A 15860-nucleotide genomic window follows, 5' to 3' on the forward strand; every position below is an offset into this window, starting at 1 on the left:
GCCGCCGCTTACGATTGCCGGAAATCCCGCGTCCGCGACAAGGCTTGCGGCGACAACGCGTGGATTCGTTGATCGGGCCCACCGGAGAGCACATAGGTCTGGGTGTCGGCGAGATGGCGACCGGCGATGCGGCGCGCCCGGTCGACGTCGCCCTCCGCGATGGTCTCGGTCAGCTTGACGTGCGTGCTGAGCACGGCCCGGCGTTGCGCCAACGAAGGATAGGTGCCACGCGCCGCGCTCTCGTCCGCCCACTGTTGTTCGTGGCTGGTCCACAGCGTCTCCAAGCTGCCGACCACCGCGATGATGGTGTGATTACCGCAGCCGCGGACCACGAGATCGTGGAATTCGCGGCCGATTTCGGTGAACAGCCCACCGTCTTCGATGTTTTCGGCCATGGAGTCGTTGACCCGGTTGAGTTCGGGCACCAAGGTGTCCGCCCGGTCCGGCCGCCGGGCGGCCAGGGCGGCGCACGCGGGTTCGAGTTCTTGCAACGCCATGCCGAGGTCGGCGACGGCCACGGACTCGCTTTGCAGCAACAATCCCAGCATGTAGGCGGCGCTCGTCTTCGCCGGGGCGTGCACGACGGCCCCGCCGCGGTTACCCCGCCGGACCGAAACGAGCCCCTCGGTTTCCAGGATCCGCAGCGCTTCGCGCAGGGAAACCAGGCTCACGTTGAACTGTTCGACGAGCACCTCTTGACGCGGCAAGAGATCGCCGTCGGCGAGCTCGCCGTTGATGATCTGGCGGCGCAACTCGTCGGCTACGATTTCTGCGATCCGCGGCGCCGATAATCGGCGACGGGCGTCCTGCCCAATTCCCAAGGCGGTCATCCGATCCTCGATGCAAAGCAACTCGCTGGCTTAGCTATTTTAGCAGTAATGGTATAAATAGCTTCTTCGATCGCGTGTCGATCGGGAGGGCGGGTAGTAAGTGAGCGAGCGGTCCGACAGCCGGCCCACGCCGCTGCATGACCTGCGCGTCGTCGAGATCAGCGACCGGATAGCGGGCAGCTACTGCGGGAAGCTGCTGACCGACGCGGGCGCTCAGGTGTGCAAAATCGAACCACCGCAAGGCGATTGGCTCCGCCGGTACTCCGCCACTCGGTCGCCGGTGCCGGAGGGGCGGAGTGCGCCGTTGTTCGCGTACCTCAACGCCGGCAAGCGCAGCGTGACCCACCCGCCGGATGCGGAGGGTATGCACGCGTTGCTGGCCGCCGCGGACGTCGTCGTCATCACGGCCGGCCGGGAGCGGGCGGCGGCCCTGGGCGTCGACCCGCAGCGGCTGCTGGCGGCCTCCCCGCGCGCGATCATCGCCACGATCTCCGACTTCGGCTGGGCCGGACCGTACGCCGACCGGGCCGCCAGCGAATTCACCCTGCAGGCGTGGGCGGGCTCGCCCGGCTTCCGCGGCGATCCCGCCGGGCCGCCCATCTCCATCGGCGGCGACCTGGGGGAGTACATGGGCGGCGTGTACGCCGCCTTCGGTGCGCTGGCCGTGCGCCGCCGCGTCGACCGCGGCGGCCCCGGTGAGCACCTCGACCTGTCCATGCTGGAGGCGCTCACCGCCATGCAGAGCAGCGAATGGCTGCACTCCCAGCTGCTGCGGGTGCCGCCGATCCGCCGTACCCTCGAAGTGCCCTCCATCGAGCCGGCCAAAGACGGCTACGTCGGGATCACCATGGTCACAGGCCAGCAATGGCTCGACTTCCTCGCGATGGTCGGGTGTCCGCAGCTCGAGGAGATCGAGCAGCTGCGGTTCCAGATCGGCCGGTGGGCCTACCGCGACCTGATCCGTGAACAGATCCGCCCATGGCTGGCCGAACGCACGGTCGAGGAGATAGTTGAGCTCGGCCAACTGTTCCGGCTGCCGATCGCGGCGCTGGGCAACGGCTCCACGATCCGGAATATGGAGTACGTGACCCAGCGCGGGGCGTTCGTTGCCAATCCCGCCGGCTTTCACCAGCCCCGGCCGCCATGGCTGATGTCGGCGTGCGCGCCCGCACCGCCGGGGGCCGCGCCCGTTGTCGGCGAGGCCAACGATGAGACGCTCTGGCCCGCAAGGGAACCCGGGGTGGGCTCGGCTCCGCGCACGTTACCCCTGGCCGGTGTGCGCATCGTCGACCTGACCGCGTTCTGGGCCGGTCCCGCGGCAACCCACCTGCTGGCCGCCTTCGGCGCCGATGTCGTCAAGGTGGAATCCATCCAGCGACCCGATGGCATTCGCTATTCGGGTGGCATGCGCACCGATGTCGACGATTGGTGGGAGTACGGCTGGGTCTTCCACGCCATGAACACCAATAAGCGTTCCGTCACGCTGGATTTGGGCTCCGAAGACGGGCGCCGCCTGTTCACCGAGCTGGCCGCCGGCGCCGATGTGGTCATCGAGAACTTCTCACCACGGGTGATGGACCACTTCGGCCTGACCGCCGACGTGCTGCTGAACGTCAATCCCGAACTCGTGGTTGCCCGCATGCCCGCCTTCGGGCTGGACGGGCCGTGGCGGGATCGGGTCGGATTCGCCCCCACCATGGAGCAGATCGCCGGCCTGGCCTGGGTGACGGGGCTGCCCGACGAGCCACCGGTGACCCCGCGGGGGGCCTGCGACCCGCTGGCCGGCGTGCACGCCGCGTTCGCCGTGCTGGCGGCGCTGAACTTCGCCGAACGGACCGGATCGGGGCAGCTCGTCGAGCTGCCGATGCTCGAAACGGTGCTGAACGCCACCGCGATCCAGGCGATCGAATCCGAGGTCTTCGGCGCGACACTGACCCGGCGGGGCAACCGCGGGCACGGCGACGCGATCCAGAACATCTACCGGTGCGCCGGCGATGACGACTGGATCGCTGTCACCGTGCGCGACGACCCGCAGTGGCGCGCGCTGGTCGAGCTGATCGGTCGACCGGCCTGGTGCGACGAGGAGCTGTCCACCGTCGCGGCGCGGCGTCATCGGGCGGACGACGTCGATCGCCGGCTCGCGGAGTGGTTCGCCCACCTGCCCCTCGGCGCGACGGTGGAGCAATTGGCCGCCGCCGGCATTCCCGCCGCGCCAGTGGTCTCGCCGTCATTGGTCACCGACAATCTCCAACTACGGCACCGCGGATTCTTCGAGACCCTGCACCACCCCAGCACCGGTGCAGGCCTATATCCATGCCCCCCGTTCGCCCGGCTGGCCGGCCAGGACAACTGGCTACTGCGGCCACCGCCGCGATTGGGCGAGCACAATGAAGACGTACTGCGCGATCGGTGCGGGCTGACCGACGACGAACTGACACGCCTCGCAACCAGTGGGGTGATCGGGACCCGACCCAAGGGCCTCTAGAGAAGTGGAGGGCATCTGGTGCGCGTGACAGTGGACGAAAACCTGTGTGAGGCCAACGGTTTCTGCGAATCGCTGGCGCCGGAAGTCTTCGAACTCGGGGACGAAGACGTGGTGCAGATCGCGGACGGCCCCGTGCCGCCGCGGCTGGAGATCGACGTGCGCGCCGCGGTGGATCAGTGCCCCAAGGCCGCGCTGCGGCTGATCGACTGACGCGCCCTGCACCTGTCGGCGGTGCGCCATAGAGTGCGTCTATGTCGTTGCGAGACATGACTCGGTACGCCGCGATGCGGCCCTACTTCGACGTTGTCGCCGAGTGCCTGAAGGCTCTGGTGGACGGTGCCGACTTTTTCGACATGCATGCCGAGGATGTGGTGGTCGAATTCGTCATCACCGTCCCCGACTATCCGCGCACGGTCGTGGGACGAGAGGCGCTCGCCGAGCTCTACTCTGACTACGGCGATTCGATCGTTCAAAGCCACAGCAGTGACGTGCACCGCTACTACGATCCCGAGAAGTCCGTGGTGGTTCTCGAGTACACCATGCACGGCACGGTGGTGCGCACAGGTGCGCCGTACGTCAACCGGTTCGTTTCGGTCATCACGGTCAAGGATCGCAAAATCGTGCATTGGCGTGACTACCTGGACCCGTTGGCGGTTCTCGCGGTTTTCGGGGATTCGCCGGCGCCCTACTAACTTATCGCCTCTCGCTCAGCGATATCGGCATCGCGTCGTAGATCGACATGTTGGTGGTCAGGTTCGGGTAATTCACCTTGGCCGGACCGATTTCGATCTCCTCGCAGCGCAACAACAGTTCGTCGAACACCGCCCGCAGCTCGGCGCGGGCCAGCATGGCGCCCAGGCAGTGATGCGGTCCGCCGCCCCCGAAGGCGACGTGCGGGTTCGGCTGACGGCCGATGTCGAACGTGAAGGGCGAGGCGAAGACCTCCTCGTCGCGGTTCGCCGAGCGCAGCATCGACACCACCCGTGCACCCTTTGCGATGTGCTGGCCATCCATTTCAACGTCGACCTTGGCGGTGCGCGTCCAGTACGCGACCGGCGAGGCCCAGCGCAGCACCTCCTCGATGGCGCCGGGCCGCAGCGTTTCCTGCTCGCGGTAGCGCTCGATCTGCTCCGGATTCGCCATGAAGGCCTGCAGCCCGATGGCCAGTGCGTTCTTAGTGGTGTCGCTGCCGGCGAAGGCCAGCACGAAGAAGAAGAACTCCAGTTCGTTGGCGGGCAGGCTGAATTCCTCGCCGTCTTCGCCGGTGATCGCCGCGGTCGCCAACGTGCTCCAGATGTCATCGGTGGGGTTGCGCCGCTTCTCCGCGGTCAGCTCCGTCGCGTAAGCGAACACCGACGCGAAGAGGTCGAGCTCTACCCGCCCGCTCGGGCCCGCCTCGGGCGCAAGCACCTTCAGGATGCGGTCGAAGATGTCGAATATCCGCGGACGGTCCTCGTCCGGGATGCCGATGATGTCGCCGATCACCGTCATCGGCAGGGCGTCGGCGACGTCCTCGATCCAGTCCCCGCCGCCTTTGGCGAGCAGCGCATCGATCATCCGTGCCGCACGCGCCCGGATGCCGTCCTCCAGCTTGGCGATCGCCCGCGGATTGAACGCGTTGGAGATGAGTTTGCGGCGCTTGTTCAGTTCCGGCGGGTCCAGCGTGATGATCGTTGGGGACGCCGAGAACAGGGCAACCGGCTGGATGAGCGGGCCGTCGGCCGCGGTGAACGACTCGGTGTCCCGGTGCAGGCGGACGGCGTGCCGGTGTTTGGTCGCCACCCAGAAATCACGGTGCACGGTCTGCGCCACGCCCGGGGTCAGGTCGTGGCGGAAGATCGGCCGGCTGCGTCGCAACTCCGCGAACAGTTCGTCCGGAAAACCATTGCGCCACAGGGCGAAGTCGGAAAGGTCCACCGCCGCAGCCGTCATGTGATATCCCGCTCTGCCAGGGCGCGTCCGCGCCGCGTTGACGTTCAATGCTTAAGATAGTAAAAATAGACGGTGTCGTCGAACCGTGGTGAGTGAAGCGCGGCCCGGTTGCGCTGGGCACGCTTCGCCTGGGCGGGATATGGAGAGCTCGTGACGCATACAATTTCGGACCCGGCACCGGATTCGGCCGGAGATCCCTCGGAACGCGAGTTCGGGCAGGCGGGTATCGCACTGTCGACCTACCGGTTCCCGACAGGCTGGTTCATCGTCGCCTTCGGATCCGACCTGGCCGCCGGTGACGTCAAGCGGGCGCACTACTTCGGTGAGGAGCTCGTCATCTTCCGCACCGAGGCCGGCCGCGTGCACGTGATGGACGCCTACTGCCAGCACCTCGGTGCGAACCTGGGTGTCGGGGGCACCGTGGAGGGGGAGAACATCGTCTGTCCCTGGCACGGCTGGCAGTGGCGCGGCGACGGTAGCAACGCGCTGATCCCCTACAGCAAGATCGGGTGCAAGAACAACGTGCGCATCCGCACCTACCCGACCATGGAGTGGTACGGCTTCGTGCTCGTGTGGCACGAGCGGCACGGGCGGGCGCCGTACTGGCAACCGCCGGTGCTCCCTGAACTGGAGACCAACGAGTACTACCCGTTGCACCCGCACACCCAGATGCTCAACCGGGTGAAGGTGCACCCGCAGATGATCATCGAGAACGCCGCCGACCCGTATCACGTGCAGTACGTGCACAAGGCCGCCAATCCCGCGACCACCGCGTCGTTCGAGGTGTCCGGTTACCACTTGCACGCGACCGTCAACGCCCATTTCGGCGGGGGCCGCGCGTCGACCTGGCTGACCCCCAACGGACCGGTCGACGCCAAGATCATCTACGACAACTACTCGCTGGGTCTGGGGGTCGTCCGCTTCCCCAGCGAACTGGTGGCCACGGTGCAGGTCACCGGGCAGACGCCGGTCGACGAAGACTACACCGATTACTTCTACACGCAGGCTTCCGTCCGCGAGCCCGGCGACATGGGCGACGTGCCGACCGGTCGCGCGGCCAAATTCCTGGGGCTGCAGCAGGAAGTCATCAAACAAGACTTCTTCACGTGGGAGAACATGAAGTACCTGGAGAAGCCGAACCTGGCTCCCGAAGAGGCCCACGACTATGCCGCCCTACGCCGCTGGGCGCATCGCTTCTACCCGGGCGCGCAACCCTCGCCGTCCGACTTCGGCTACACCGCCGACGGTCAGCCGGACCCGGCGGCCGCGAAAGCCTGATGCCCGGACCCGCCGACTTCGGCGTCGAAAGCTTCACCGTCGCGGCCGTGCTCGATCGGCGCGCCGAACAGTATGCCGACCGGGTGATGATGTCGATCGCCGGCGTCGACGTGACCTTCGAGCAGATGCGGCAGCGGTCGTGCGCCGCGGCGAACATGCTGGCGGAGTTGGGGATCTGTCGTGGAGACGGCGTGGCCTTATTCACCGGCACCTGCCCCGAATGGGTCTACTTCTGGTTGGGCGCGGCGCGCCTTGGCGCCGTGAGCGCCGCTGTCAACGCCGCGAACAAGGGGGACTTCCTGCTGGACGCCCTGCGGCCGTCACAGGCGAAGGTCGTCCTGACCGATGCCGAGCGCCGGCCCCGGCTCGACGAGGTGGCCGGCGCGTTGGACCACCCGCCGACCGTGGTGGTGCAAGGCGATTCACTCGCATCGACGCTGAGCCGAGGAGCCGGCACACCGCTTGCCGACACCGCCGCCGCGGCGACGGACGTGGGCTGCCTTTTCTACACCTCGGGTACCACCGGGCCCTCGAAAGCGGTCGCCACGACCTGGCATTACCTGTTCACGGTCGCCGCGACGGTCGCGTCGGCCTGGGAATTGCGCGCGGGGGAAGTGCTGTGGACGGCGATGCCGCTGTTTCACCTCAGCGCGGCGCCCAGCGTGCTGGCCCCGATGCTGCTCGGCGCGACGACCGTGCTGGCCGAAGCTTTTCATCCCGGCCAGGTGTGGGACGAGGTGCGCGCCCGCGGCGCCGTCGGCTTCGCCGGCGCCGGCGCCATGGTCTCGATGCTGCGCAACCTGCCCGCGGATCCGCGCGATGCCCGGCTGCCGTTGCGGTTCATCTCCGCGGCTCCCATCGACGCCAAGGACTACCGGGACATCGAAAAGCGTTACGGCTGCCGCATTGTCACGATGTACGGGATGACCGAGGCGTTTCCGATCGCCGTCAAGGCCCTCGCCGACGACGGGGTGCCCGGTACGTCGGGCCGGCCGAATCCCCATTTCCAGGTGCGCATCGTCGACGAGGACGGCGAACCGGTGCCCGCCGGCGCGGTAGGGGAGATCACCTGCCGGCCCCGCCACCCGCACGTGATGAGCGAAGGCTATGTCGGCCCGGGGTTGCGGGCGATTCCCCACCCGGAATGGTTTCGCACCGGCGATCTCGGCCGGTTCGACGGCGAGGGCAACCTGACCTACGTCGACCGCAGGAAAGATTCGCTGCGCCGGCGCGGGGAAAACGTCTCCTCGGTGGAAGTGGAAACCGTGGTCACGCGCCATCCCGCCGTGGCCGAAGCCGCCGCCGTCGGGGTGCCCAGCCCATTGGGCGAAGACGACATCCTGGTCGTTGTGACGTTGCGGCTAGGGGCCACATTGGATTACACCGAGCTGCTCGATTTCTGCGCGGCCCGGATGCCGTACTTCTGCGTGCCCCGATTCGTGGAGATCGTCAGCGAACTTCCGAAGAATGTCATCGGACGAATACGCAAAGACCTGTTGCGCGCGCGGGGGGTGACTCGGGAGGCGTGGGATAGTGAAACTCAGGGCTATATCGTTAGCCGGTAAGTTACGTTAATGTTACGTAATAGTCGGAAAGTTACGCTACGGTTACGTCACTTCGCTCATAGGCAGGCGTTTTCCGAGACAGGCTGGGGACCAAAATGACGATGTCTTATCAGGAACAGCAAATGCTCCTGGCCGCCGCCGGCCGCGCTGCCATCCTGGACCTGAACGCCCGGCACAACCGGGCATATTCCAAGGGCGACCGGGACCGCTGGATCGCCACGTTCCGTCATTCCGGCGCCACCTACACCCGTGACGGCGATACGTTCGACGATCTGCGCGCCGCCTTCGACGGCGGCGACGGCCAGCGCCTGGTGACGGTCGACCACGAGATCCGCATCGACGGGGTGAACGCCGTACAGCGTTGTGTCGTCGTGCTATTCGCCAGCATGTACGGCGACACCACTCTGCGCGCGACGGGGGTGTTCAAGGACACGCTGATCTACGAGCGCGGCGGCTGGTACTTCACTTCCCGCAAGCTGCAATGGGATTCGGTGCCCAGTCGGCACCCGCTCGTTATGTGAGCGGCGTGGACCCGGATTTCAGTTACCAGCTGGCCTTCGGCACCTATGAAGATGCGCTGCGGATGGTCGGCGCGACGAGCGAGCCGCGCACCGCGACCACGGCCGTCAGCGGGGCGCGCATCCAGTTGTTCGCCGCAATGGTCCACGACGGCAATCGCTCCTACTGGGACGCCGAGTTCGCCCACCGCAAATGGGGAGGCCTACTAGCGCCCCCGGCCCTGCTGATGGGCTGGTTGATCCCTCCGCCCTGGGAGCCGCAGGGCCGACCGCCGGTGGCATCCCTGGTGCTGCGGGTGCCGCTGCCGGGCACCACATTCATCAACGCGGCCAACGACGTCGAGTTCCTGCTGCCCATCGTCGAAGGCGATCTGCTCACCGTCGTCGAGGAACTGCTGTCGGTGTCGCCGGAGAAGCGGACCCGCCTGGGCGTCGGTCATTTCGTCGAGACGCTGGAGACCTATCGGCGCCAGGACGCGACGGTGGTCGCCACGTGCCGGAACACCCTGTTCCGCTTCACCCCTGCAGCGTCCCCGTGACCGCAGGCGAGCTGAGCTTCGACGAGATCGCCGTTCCCGTCGACCTGCCCGAGGTTGTCGACCACATCAGCTACCAGCGTGTGGTGGAGAACGCGGGTGCGACCTGGGATTACTTTCCGGGGCACTTCGATCCCGAATACGCGCGGCGCCAAGGCAATCCGACCATCTACGTCAACACGATGCATCTCGCCGGCTTCGCCGACCGCGTCGCGACCGACTGGGCGGGACCGAGCAGCCGCGTGGTGCGCCGCTCGCTGCGGCTGACGGGCTCGATATGCGCCGGCGACACCATGATCGGCCGGGGCCGCGCGGTCGCCAAACGGCAAGACACGTCGGTGGATCCGCCGCGCTGCCTCGTGGACGTCGAGATCCAGGTGACCAATCAGCACGGTGCGCTGTGCTGCCCGGTCGAGCTCACGTTGCAGGTGTCCGGTGGATGACGGAGGTGAACTCAATCCAGCGGTGCCGCGGCGAACGCTGGGCCGCTCATGGGTCAGGCGTCTCGGACGGGTCTATAGCGGGGGCAGCTGCCCCTTGCACACCAACGTCTGGAGTTCGACGTATTCGTGCAGACCCTCGGGGCCGAATTCGCGTCCGATGCCCGACTGCTTGAAGCCGCCGAAGGGAGCGCCGATGTCGAGCGTGTACATGTTGATGCCGTACGTGCCGGTGCGCACCCCCGCCGCGATCTCCAACCCGTGTGCGATGTCGGAGGTCCACACCGAACCGGCCAAACCGTAGTCGCTCTCGTTGGCGATCCGGATTGCGTCGCCCTCGTCGTGATAACGCAGCACGGTCAGGACCGGACCGAAGATCTCCTCCCGGGCGATCCGCATGTCGTTGGTGGCGTCGGCGAACAGCGTCGGCTGCACATACCAGCCGCGGTCCGACGGGCTGTCCAGCCCGCCGAGCACCACGCGGGCGCCCTCGGCCTGGCCGGACTTGATGTAGTCCTGGACACGGCGTTGCTGGCGTCGTGCGACAAGGGGTCCGATGTCGGTGGCGTCGTCGGCCGGATCGCCGACGTTGAGGGACGACATCATGTCGGCCAGCGCGTCGACCACCTCGTCGTGGCGCCGGTCGCTGACCAGGATCCGGGTCTGCGCGACGCATGCCTGGCCGTTGTTCATCAGGCCGGCGGTTTTCAGCCCGGCCACTGTCTTGCCGATGTCGGCGTCGTCGAGGATGATCGCCGCCGACTTGCCGCCCAGTTCCAAGCTCACCCGCTTGAGCTGCTCGCCGCACAGGGCGGCGATGCGGCGCCCGACCGCGCTCGAGCCGGTGAACGCGATCTTGTCCACACCCCGGTGGCGCACCAGCGCCTCGCCGATCTCGGGTCCGCCCGGCAGCACCGAGACCACGCCTTCGGGAAGGTCCAGCTGCTCGATCATCTCCGCCAACCACAAGGAGTCCAAAGGGGTTTCGGGCGCGGGCTTGATGATGACCGTGCACCCCGCGATCAACGCCGGGATCAGTTTGGGCATGATCAAAAATTGCGGAACGTTCCACGGGACGATCGCGCCGACCACCCCTACCGGGGCCCTGCGCAGGTGCACTTCGCCGAGGACACCCTGGCGCCGTTCCTCCCACGGAAAGTCGCGTGCGGCGGTCAGCGCCAGATGGATGAGCGTCGCCGCGGCGGCGGCTTGGCCCATCCTGCTGAAGCTGCGCGGGGAACCCATTTCGTCGGTGATCAGGTCGGCCATCTCCTCGATGTGGCCGGCATAGATCGCGGCCAGCTGCTCGACCTTGGCCATCCGCTCGGTGTGGGTCATCCGCGGCCAGGGGCCGTGGTCGAAGGCGTGTCGAGCGGCGGCGACGGCCGCTTCGACGTCCTCGGGCCCGGCCACCTGGACGTGGCCGACCGGTTCTTCGGAGTGCGGGGAGATGACGGCGAGCTGTTGCGGGTTGGCCGGCTTGCGCCACTGCCCCCCGATGAAGAGTTCGTCGTAGGACCGGTGGCCGGCGGATTCTGTCATCCGGCACCTCCTCGAGGGTCGGGCGCGATGCGACAGGGACCGGGATTTCGCTATTGACGCTAACATAGCGAAAAAAGCAGCGAGGCTCATATGACCAGCGATTGGCGCAGTTACCCCTTCCAGTTGGTGCCCGGCGACAGCCAGTTGGACTTCCCCGCCGCCGAGGGCGAGCACCCGGACCAGGAGTCGGACACCTGGTTCATCGCCGGGCAGCTGGAGGCCGCCGAGACCGACCGGTCTTTCGCCTTCCTGACCATCTTCAACAAGAACCGGCCCGGCGGCACCGTGGTCGCGGACTTCTACACGATGGCGCTCTTCGACCTGGATTCCGGTGATTACGGCACCTACACGGACTACGACATGCCGCCGGACAACATGAAACCAGGGGCGCAGCGCAAGCTGACGTTGGCGCCGGGTTATCTGGACATTCACTACGCCAGCGGGGCAGGCACCGCGTCCTGGATCACCTGCCGCGACAACGAAGGTGGACTGCTGCCCTACACCTATCGCGTCAGCCTGGTCGGCGAGGACCAGGCGGGGCGGCCCATGCGCCTCGACCTGGCGGTAACCCCAACGCGTGCACCGACACCGGTGGGCGCCTCGACGTACAACGGGAAGATCTGCTGCTTCGGCCAGACCGAGACCTATTCCTATTTCCAGACCGGCATGGCGATGACGGGCACGCTGCGCTGGGGCGGCCTGGTCCACCAGGTTTCCGGCAGCAGCGGGCATATCGACCGGCAGTGGTTCCCGAAGTACGCCGGCGGTGGAGGGACCGGGGGAGACCCGCGGGCCCGGTCCCACGAATGGCGCACCATCAACTTCGACAACGGCGTGGACCTGAGCATCTGGCGGCAGTTCGACCGCACCAACCGCAATGCGCTGCAACCGTTTACGGGTGTGACGATGAGTCATCCTGATCCGGCCGTGCCGCCGGAATGCGCCGAGGACGTCGAGGTGGAGGTCAGCAGTTACGTGCGCTGGCCGGACGCGGTGCAACCGCTGGTGCGGCCGAACGCCGCGGCCCGCTACATGCCGGACCGCCACCGGATCACGTGCCGCACCATGCAGCTCGACATCGTCGGGGAGCCACTGGTGCCCGCTCCCGCGCACGGCCTGCCCATCGAATACATGGAGGGCCCGTACCGCTACCGCGGAACACTATGGGGTAAACCCGTGACCGGCTTCGCCTTCAACGAACGCTCCCTGGCCCTGTACCGCGACTGGGAGCTGGTCGAAGTGCTCGCCACCACCGTCGCGAACATGGAGCCGGCCGACCGGGACCTGCAGATGGCCGCGGCTCTGCTGGTGCGGTTGTTGGCCCGCGGCCGCCGTAGCGAAGCGGTCGGGTTGTTGACCACGGTCCGCGCGGCTCAAAAAGACGCGCTGGCAACGCTTTTGGACGACCTCATGGCGGTGCTGTCCGCCGAGGGGTCAACTCAGGGTCGCTGATCCGGCAAGCGCCTCCGCCCAGGCGTTGTGGCGATGCTGCAGTCCGGGTTCGTTGCGGCCGAACAGCAGGTGGTCCCTGGCGCCCGACTCGAGGTTGGTCTGCAGGCTCTCGACCAGCCGGTAATCCTCGTCGCGCACCGTGGCGTGCGCGTAGTCAAAGACGGCTTGCGCGCCGGCGGCCACCGATTCGTCGGAAAGGTCCAGCGGGGTGGAGTTCTGGTGCACGGTGATCGATCTTCCCGGCCGGTCCCCGGGGTAGATCCGGAACAGTTCGCCGTTGGCGATGGTCACCGACAGCACGATGTTCGGGAACAGCGCATAGATCACGACCATGTTCTGGAACGGATTCCACTGCTCTTCGGGGACCCCGTCCAGCTCCAGGATCGTGTTGAGCGGGAAGATCAACCGGTGGTGCGGTCCGAACGCGTCGAACACCGTGCAGTTGCTGCGGGCGATGGTGGCGAAGGTCTGCCGGTGCACGGTGGCGAAATGGTAGTTCTCCGAGAAGGTGTCGACCGCGAGCTTCCAATTGATCGGACAGTTCAGCACCTTCTCGCCCAGCGGCGACCACCGCCCGATGCCCCACGAATCCAGCTCGTCGGCCAGCGGTCCGAGGTGCGCGGCAACGTCCAGAGCGGCCCCGGGATGCAATGCGACCCAGAGGAACCCGGCGAACTCGGCGGCCGGAAGTTCGGTCAGACCGTCGGCCTTGAGGGTTATGTCACGAAAGCCCTCACGGCCCGGCAGGCCGACCAACCGTCCGTCGTTGTCGTACGTCCACGCGTGATACGGGCACGTGAACCGCTTCGCGCTGCCGCAACCCGTGGCCACCTGCGACTGCCGGTGCAGGCAGACGTTGTCGAACGCTTTGACCGATCCATCGGCGGTTCGGGTCAACAGAATCGACCGCCCCATCACCGTCTTCGTGCAGTAGGTTCCCGGGCCGGGCAGCTCCGAGACGTAGCCGACCAATTGCGGGCTGGCCATCACCTTGGCCCGCTCCCGGTCGTGGCGTTCGGCCGACGTGTAGGCGCGCGCCTCGACCCGGTGCTCGCCCGGGGCGAGATCGGTGGTCTTGTCGCGCGCCAGCTTCAAGGCGCGGCGGGTCAGGTCGATGAGTTGGTCGCGTTCCACCTGCCCAGTACAGACCTTGCAACAGTTGTAAGGTCAAGGCGTGCCTGACCAGTTGCTGATCGGCGACGTCACGGCCTTGACCGGGATCGGGTCCGGTCGCATCCGCCACTACGAAAAGGTCGGGTTGCTGCGTGCCGAGCACCTGTCCAACGGCTACCGGGTGTTCGGTGTGGAGCAGGTGCTCGACCTGCTGCGCATCGATTTGATGAGAAGTCTCGGCATCAGCATCAACGACATTCAGCGCTTGGTCGCCGATGGGCGCAGCTCGCTGGCCGACGTGCTCGACGAGCACCGGACGCTGTTGCTGCGTCAGCGCGATCGGCTGGATCAGTTGATCGCGGCCATCGACCGATCCCGGGTCGCGTCCCGCGCCGCCGCCGAATGCCCGGGCGCCGATATCAACGAGGACATTCTGCGCACCCTGGCGACGACGCACCGCGACAGCATCGGTGTCATCGGGCGGCTCAGCGCGCCGCTGTCGGCGCCCGTCGCGACGATGTACGCCGACCTGTTCGACGAGTGGGACCTGCCGGTTCCGGCGCTGTTCGGGCAGATGGTCCTGCCGCCGGCGGCCAGCACCCTGCTGGCACAACTGGCTGAGCTGCCGGGACGTCAGGTGCTCTTCGACCGGTTGCGCAACCTCGCCGGCGACGTGATCCGGTTGGGTGATGATCGGGTGGCGGCAACGGAGCTGGCTCGCAGCTGGGTCGACCGGCAGCTGGCCGACCCACTGCCCGACGACGTGGTCGGCGTGCTTCGCGCGGTGCAGCCGTCACTGGAACATGACCCCGTGATCGTGCAGGGATTCCGGGCCTGGGCCGGATCCATCAACCCGGCGGCCGCCCACTTCCTCGACGAGATCGCCCGTCAGACCGCTCGCCGGGGCCTGGTGGCCGTGAGCGTCATCGTGCTGCCCGCGCCGACGGCGGCCCAAACCCGAGATGTGACACTGTGATGCAGATGTGACCAGTGTGGTCAATGTGTCGGATGGTGTTCCTGTCGTACTCTGTCGCTTGTGTCCTCGGTTTCGCGACGCGACCTACTCAAATGGGCCGCCGCGGGCCCGGCCTTGGTGGGCCTGGGTGTCGCGGGTGCGTCGCTGCGCCCGGCACCCGCGTCGGCCTCGCTCGGCACCCTGCTGGACTACGCCGCCGGGGTCATCCCGGCCAGCCAGATCAGGGCCGCCGGCGCCGTGGGTTCGATCCGGTACGTATCCGACCGGCGTCCGGGTGGCAACTGGATGCTGGGCAAGCCGATCCAGGTCGCCGAGGCACGTGATCTCAACAGCAACGGGCTGAAAATCGTCTCCTGCTACCAGTTCGGCAAGGGCGACACCGCCGACTGGCTGGGCGGAGCCAATGCCGGGCTCCAGCACGCGCAGCGGGGGATGCAACTGCACGCCGCCGCGGGTGGGCCGGCCAGCGCGCCGATCTACGCCTCGATCGACGACGACCCATCCTATGACCAGTACAAACAGCTGATCGCTCCCTACCTGCGGTCGTGGGAGTCGGTGATCGGGCATCAGCGCACAGGTGTGTACGCCAATTCGAAGACCATCGACTGGGCGCTGCACGACGGTTTGGGCTCTTACTTCTGGCAGCACAACTGGGGCTCGCCCAAGGGCTTCACTCACCCCGCCGCCCATCTGCATCAGGTCGAGATCGACAAACGCAGCGTCGGCGGGGTCGGGGTGGACATCAACGAGATCCTCAAGCCGCAATTCGGGCAGTGGGTGTAGCGCTCGCGCTGCCTCGCCGCGGCTCGGTGGCCCGGGTCTATTAAGGATCCCAGCAAACACTCGTTCGCTCATTTTTCGGCGCGACGACCGCGATCGCCGACCGGACGGCACGATGCGGGCGGGCCGAACGTGACTTCGCGGCTCGAAATTTTTACATAACGATTACATAACAAAACTGCTTTGATCAGGGCAGTTATAGCTACTCGACCGTAACCACCTGCATGCAGCAGGTTTGTTCGCCACGCCCGCGCCGCCGATTAAACCTGGTGTTACCCACGACACGGTTACCCGTGCGTAGAACTCATCAGTAACCAATCACCACGAAAAACGGGGGCGATCCTTATGACACTCTTAGTACAGCCGATGCAGTCCGCCGCGCCGCTCAACCCACACGGGCGGTCCGCCGACAA

15 protein-coding genes are annotated in these 15860 nt (G+C 66.8%); 11 read left to right on the forward strand and 4 right to left on the reverse strand.

The genetic code is table 11. The features are described from left to right. Positions 1 to 8: 8 nt before the first annotated feature. Positions 9 to 830: a FadR/GntR family transcriptional regulator gene (locus A5692_RS17075; RefSeq protein ID WP_067916594.1), complete on the reverse strand. Its 822-nt coding sequence runs from the start codon at positions 828 to 830 to the stop codon at positions 9 to 11. Positions 831 to 930: 100 nt separating this feature from the next. Between A5692_RS17075 and A5692_RS17080 the strand changes: the two genes are divergently transcribed. The 3 genes from A5692_RS17080 to A5692_RS17090 are packed head-to-tail and all read left to right on the forward strand — an operon-like array spanning position 931 to position 4007. Further along, positions 931 to 3315: a CoA transferase gene (locus A5692_RS17080; protein ID WP_068057933.1), complete on the forward strand. Its 2385-nt coding sequence runs from the start codon at positions 931 to 933 to the stop codon at positions 3313 to 3315. Between the two features lie 18 nt (positions 3316 to 3333). Next, on the forward strand, positions 3334 to 3525 hold the full coding sequence (locus A5692_RS17085) for a ferredoxin (protein ID WP_046185638.1): 192 nt from the start codon (positions 3334 to 3336) through the stop codon (positions 3523 to 3525). Between the two features lie 41 nt (positions 3526 to 3566). Next, positions 3567 to 4007 (forward strand): nuclear transport factor 2 family protein, encoded by a 441-nt coding sequence (locus A5692_RS17090; RefSeq protein WP_068057935.1) that lies wholly within the window; start codon positions 3567 to 3569, stop codon positions 4005 to 4007. 1 nt (position 4008) lies between these two features. On the opposite strand, the gene A5692_RS17095 is transcribed toward A5692_RS17090, so the two are convergent. Next, positions 4009 to 5295 carry a cytochrome P450 gene (locus A5692_RS17095; RefSeq protein ID WP_369830297.1) on the reverse strand — a complete coding sequence of 429 codons (1287 nt, stop codon included), beginning with the start codon at positions 5293 to 5295 and terminating at the stop codon, positions 4009 to 4011. 102 nt (positions 5296 to 5397) lie between these two features. On the opposite strand from A5692_RS17095, the gene A5692_RS17100 reads away from it, so the two are divergent. The 5 genes from A5692_RS17100 to A5692_RS17120 all read left to right on the forward strand — a co-directional run bounded on the left by A5692_RS17100 (position 5398) and on the right by A5692_RS17120 (position 9587). Beyond that, positions 5398 to 6525, forward strand: a complete 1128-nt coding sequence (locus A5692_RS17100; protein ID WP_068057939.1) for a Rieske 2Fe-2S domain-containing protein — start codon at positions 5398 to 5400, stop codon at positions 6523 to 6525. After that, positions 6525 to 8090 (forward strand): AMP-binding protein, encoded by a 1566-nt coding sequence (locus A5692_RS17105; RefSeq protein WP_068057941.1) that lies wholly within the window; start codon positions 6525 to 6527, stop codon positions 8088 to 8090. The genes A5692_RS17100 and A5692_RS17105 overlap by 1 nt, the downstream gene beginning before the upstream one ends. A 95-nt stretch (positions 8091 to 8185) precedes the next feature. After that, positions 8186 to 8611 carry a nuclear transport factor 2 family protein gene (locus A5692_RS17110; protein ID WP_067916601.1) on the forward strand — a complete coding sequence of 142 codons (426 nt, stop codon included), beginning with the start codon at positions 8186 to 8188 and terminating at the stop codon, positions 8609 to 8611. 5 nt (positions 8612 to 8616) lie between these two features. Then, positions 8617 to 9147, forward strand: a complete 531-nt coding sequence (locus A5692_RS17115; protein ID WP_068058083.1) for a MaoC family dehydratase N-terminal domain-containing protein — start codon at positions 8617 to 8619, stop codon at positions 9145 to 9147. Next, entirely contained in the window at positions 9144 to 9587 is a 444-nt protein-coding gene (locus tag A5692_RS17120) for a MaoC family dehydratase (RefSeq protein WP_068057942.1), read from the forward strand. Before A5692_RS17115 ends, A5692_RS17120 begins: the two co-directional genes overlap by 4 nt. Positions 9588 to 9659: 72 nt before the next feature. Here the strand turns inward: A5692_RS17120 and A5692_RS17125 are convergent, their stop codons facing one another. After that, positions 9660 to 11126, reverse strand: a complete 1467-nt coding sequence (locus tag A5692_RS17125; RefSeq protein WP_068057944.1) for an aldehyde dehydrogenase — start codon at positions 11124 to 11126, stop codon at positions 9660 to 9662. A gap of 90 nt (positions 11127 to 11216) precedes the next feature. Here A5692_RS17125 and A5692_RS17130 point away from each other — a divergent pair, with 90 nt between their 5' ends. Then, entirely contained in the window at positions 11217 to 12578 is a 1362-nt protein-coding gene (locus A5692_RS17130; RefSeq protein WP_068057946.1) for a lipocalin-like domain-containing protein, read from the forward strand. Here A5692_RS17130 and A5692_RS17135 read toward each other — a convergent pair. Continuing rightward, the gene (locus tag A5692_RS17135) at positions 12561 to 13712 is read right to left on the reverse strand and encodes an aromatic ring-hydroxylating dioxygenase subunit alpha (RefSeq protein ID WP_068057948.1); all 1152 of its coding nucleotides are present in this window, start codon (positions 13710 to 13712) and stop codon (positions 12561 to 12563) included. The two genes, A5692_RS17130 and A5692_RS17135, sit on opposite strands and share 18 nt — an antisense overlap. 40 nt (positions 13713 to 13752) lie before the next feature. On the opposite strand from A5692_RS17135, the gene A5692_RS17140 reads away from it, so the two are divergent. After that, complete coding sequence (locus A5692_RS17140) at positions 13753 to 14667, forward strand: MerR family transcriptional regulator (protein WP_068057950.1); 915 nt, start codon at positions 13753 to 13755, stop codon at positions 14665 to 14667. Between the two features lie 60 nt (positions 14668 to 14727). Then, a complete protein-coding gene (locus A5692_RS17145; protein ID WP_068057952.1) occupies positions 14728 to 15450 on the forward strand; it encodes a glycoside hydrolase domain-containing protein in 723 nt (240 codons plus the stop codon). Positions 15451 to 15860 lie beyond the last annotated feature (410 nt).

The sequence above is a fragment of the Mycobacterium sp. E342 genome, from assembly GCF_001667665.1.
In the GTDB taxonomy this organism is placed as follows: domain Bacteria; phylum Actinomycetota; class Actinomycetes; order Mycobacteriales; family Mycobacteriaceae; genus Mycobacterium.

Bases quoted from the DNA above. Each gene is read 5' to 3' on its own strand.
- A5692_RS17110 (WP_067916601.1), top strand. From the start codon at position 8,186: ATGACGATGTCTTATCAGGAACAGCAAATGCTCCTGGCCGCCGCCGGC.
- A5692_RS17125 (WP_068057944.1), bottom strand. From the start codon at position 11,126: ATGACAGAATCCGCCGGCCACCGGTCCTACGACGAACTCTTCATCGGG.
- A5692_RS17090 (WP_068057935.1), top strand. From the start codon at position 3,567: ATGTCGTTGCGAGACATGACTCGGTACGCCGCGATGCGGCCCTACTTC.
- A5692_RS17075 (WP_067916594.1), bottom strand. From the start codon at position 830: ATGACCGCCTTGGGAATTGGGCAGGACGCCCGTCGCCGATTATCGGCG.
- A5692_RS17130 (WP_068057946.1), top strand. From the start codon at position 11,217: ATGACCAGCGATTGGCGCAGTTACCCCTTCCAGTTGGTGCCCGGCGAC.
- A5692_RS17105 (WP_068057941.1), top strand. From the start codon at position 6,525: ATGCCCGGACCCGCCGACTTCGGCGTCGAAAGCTTCACCGTCGCGGCC.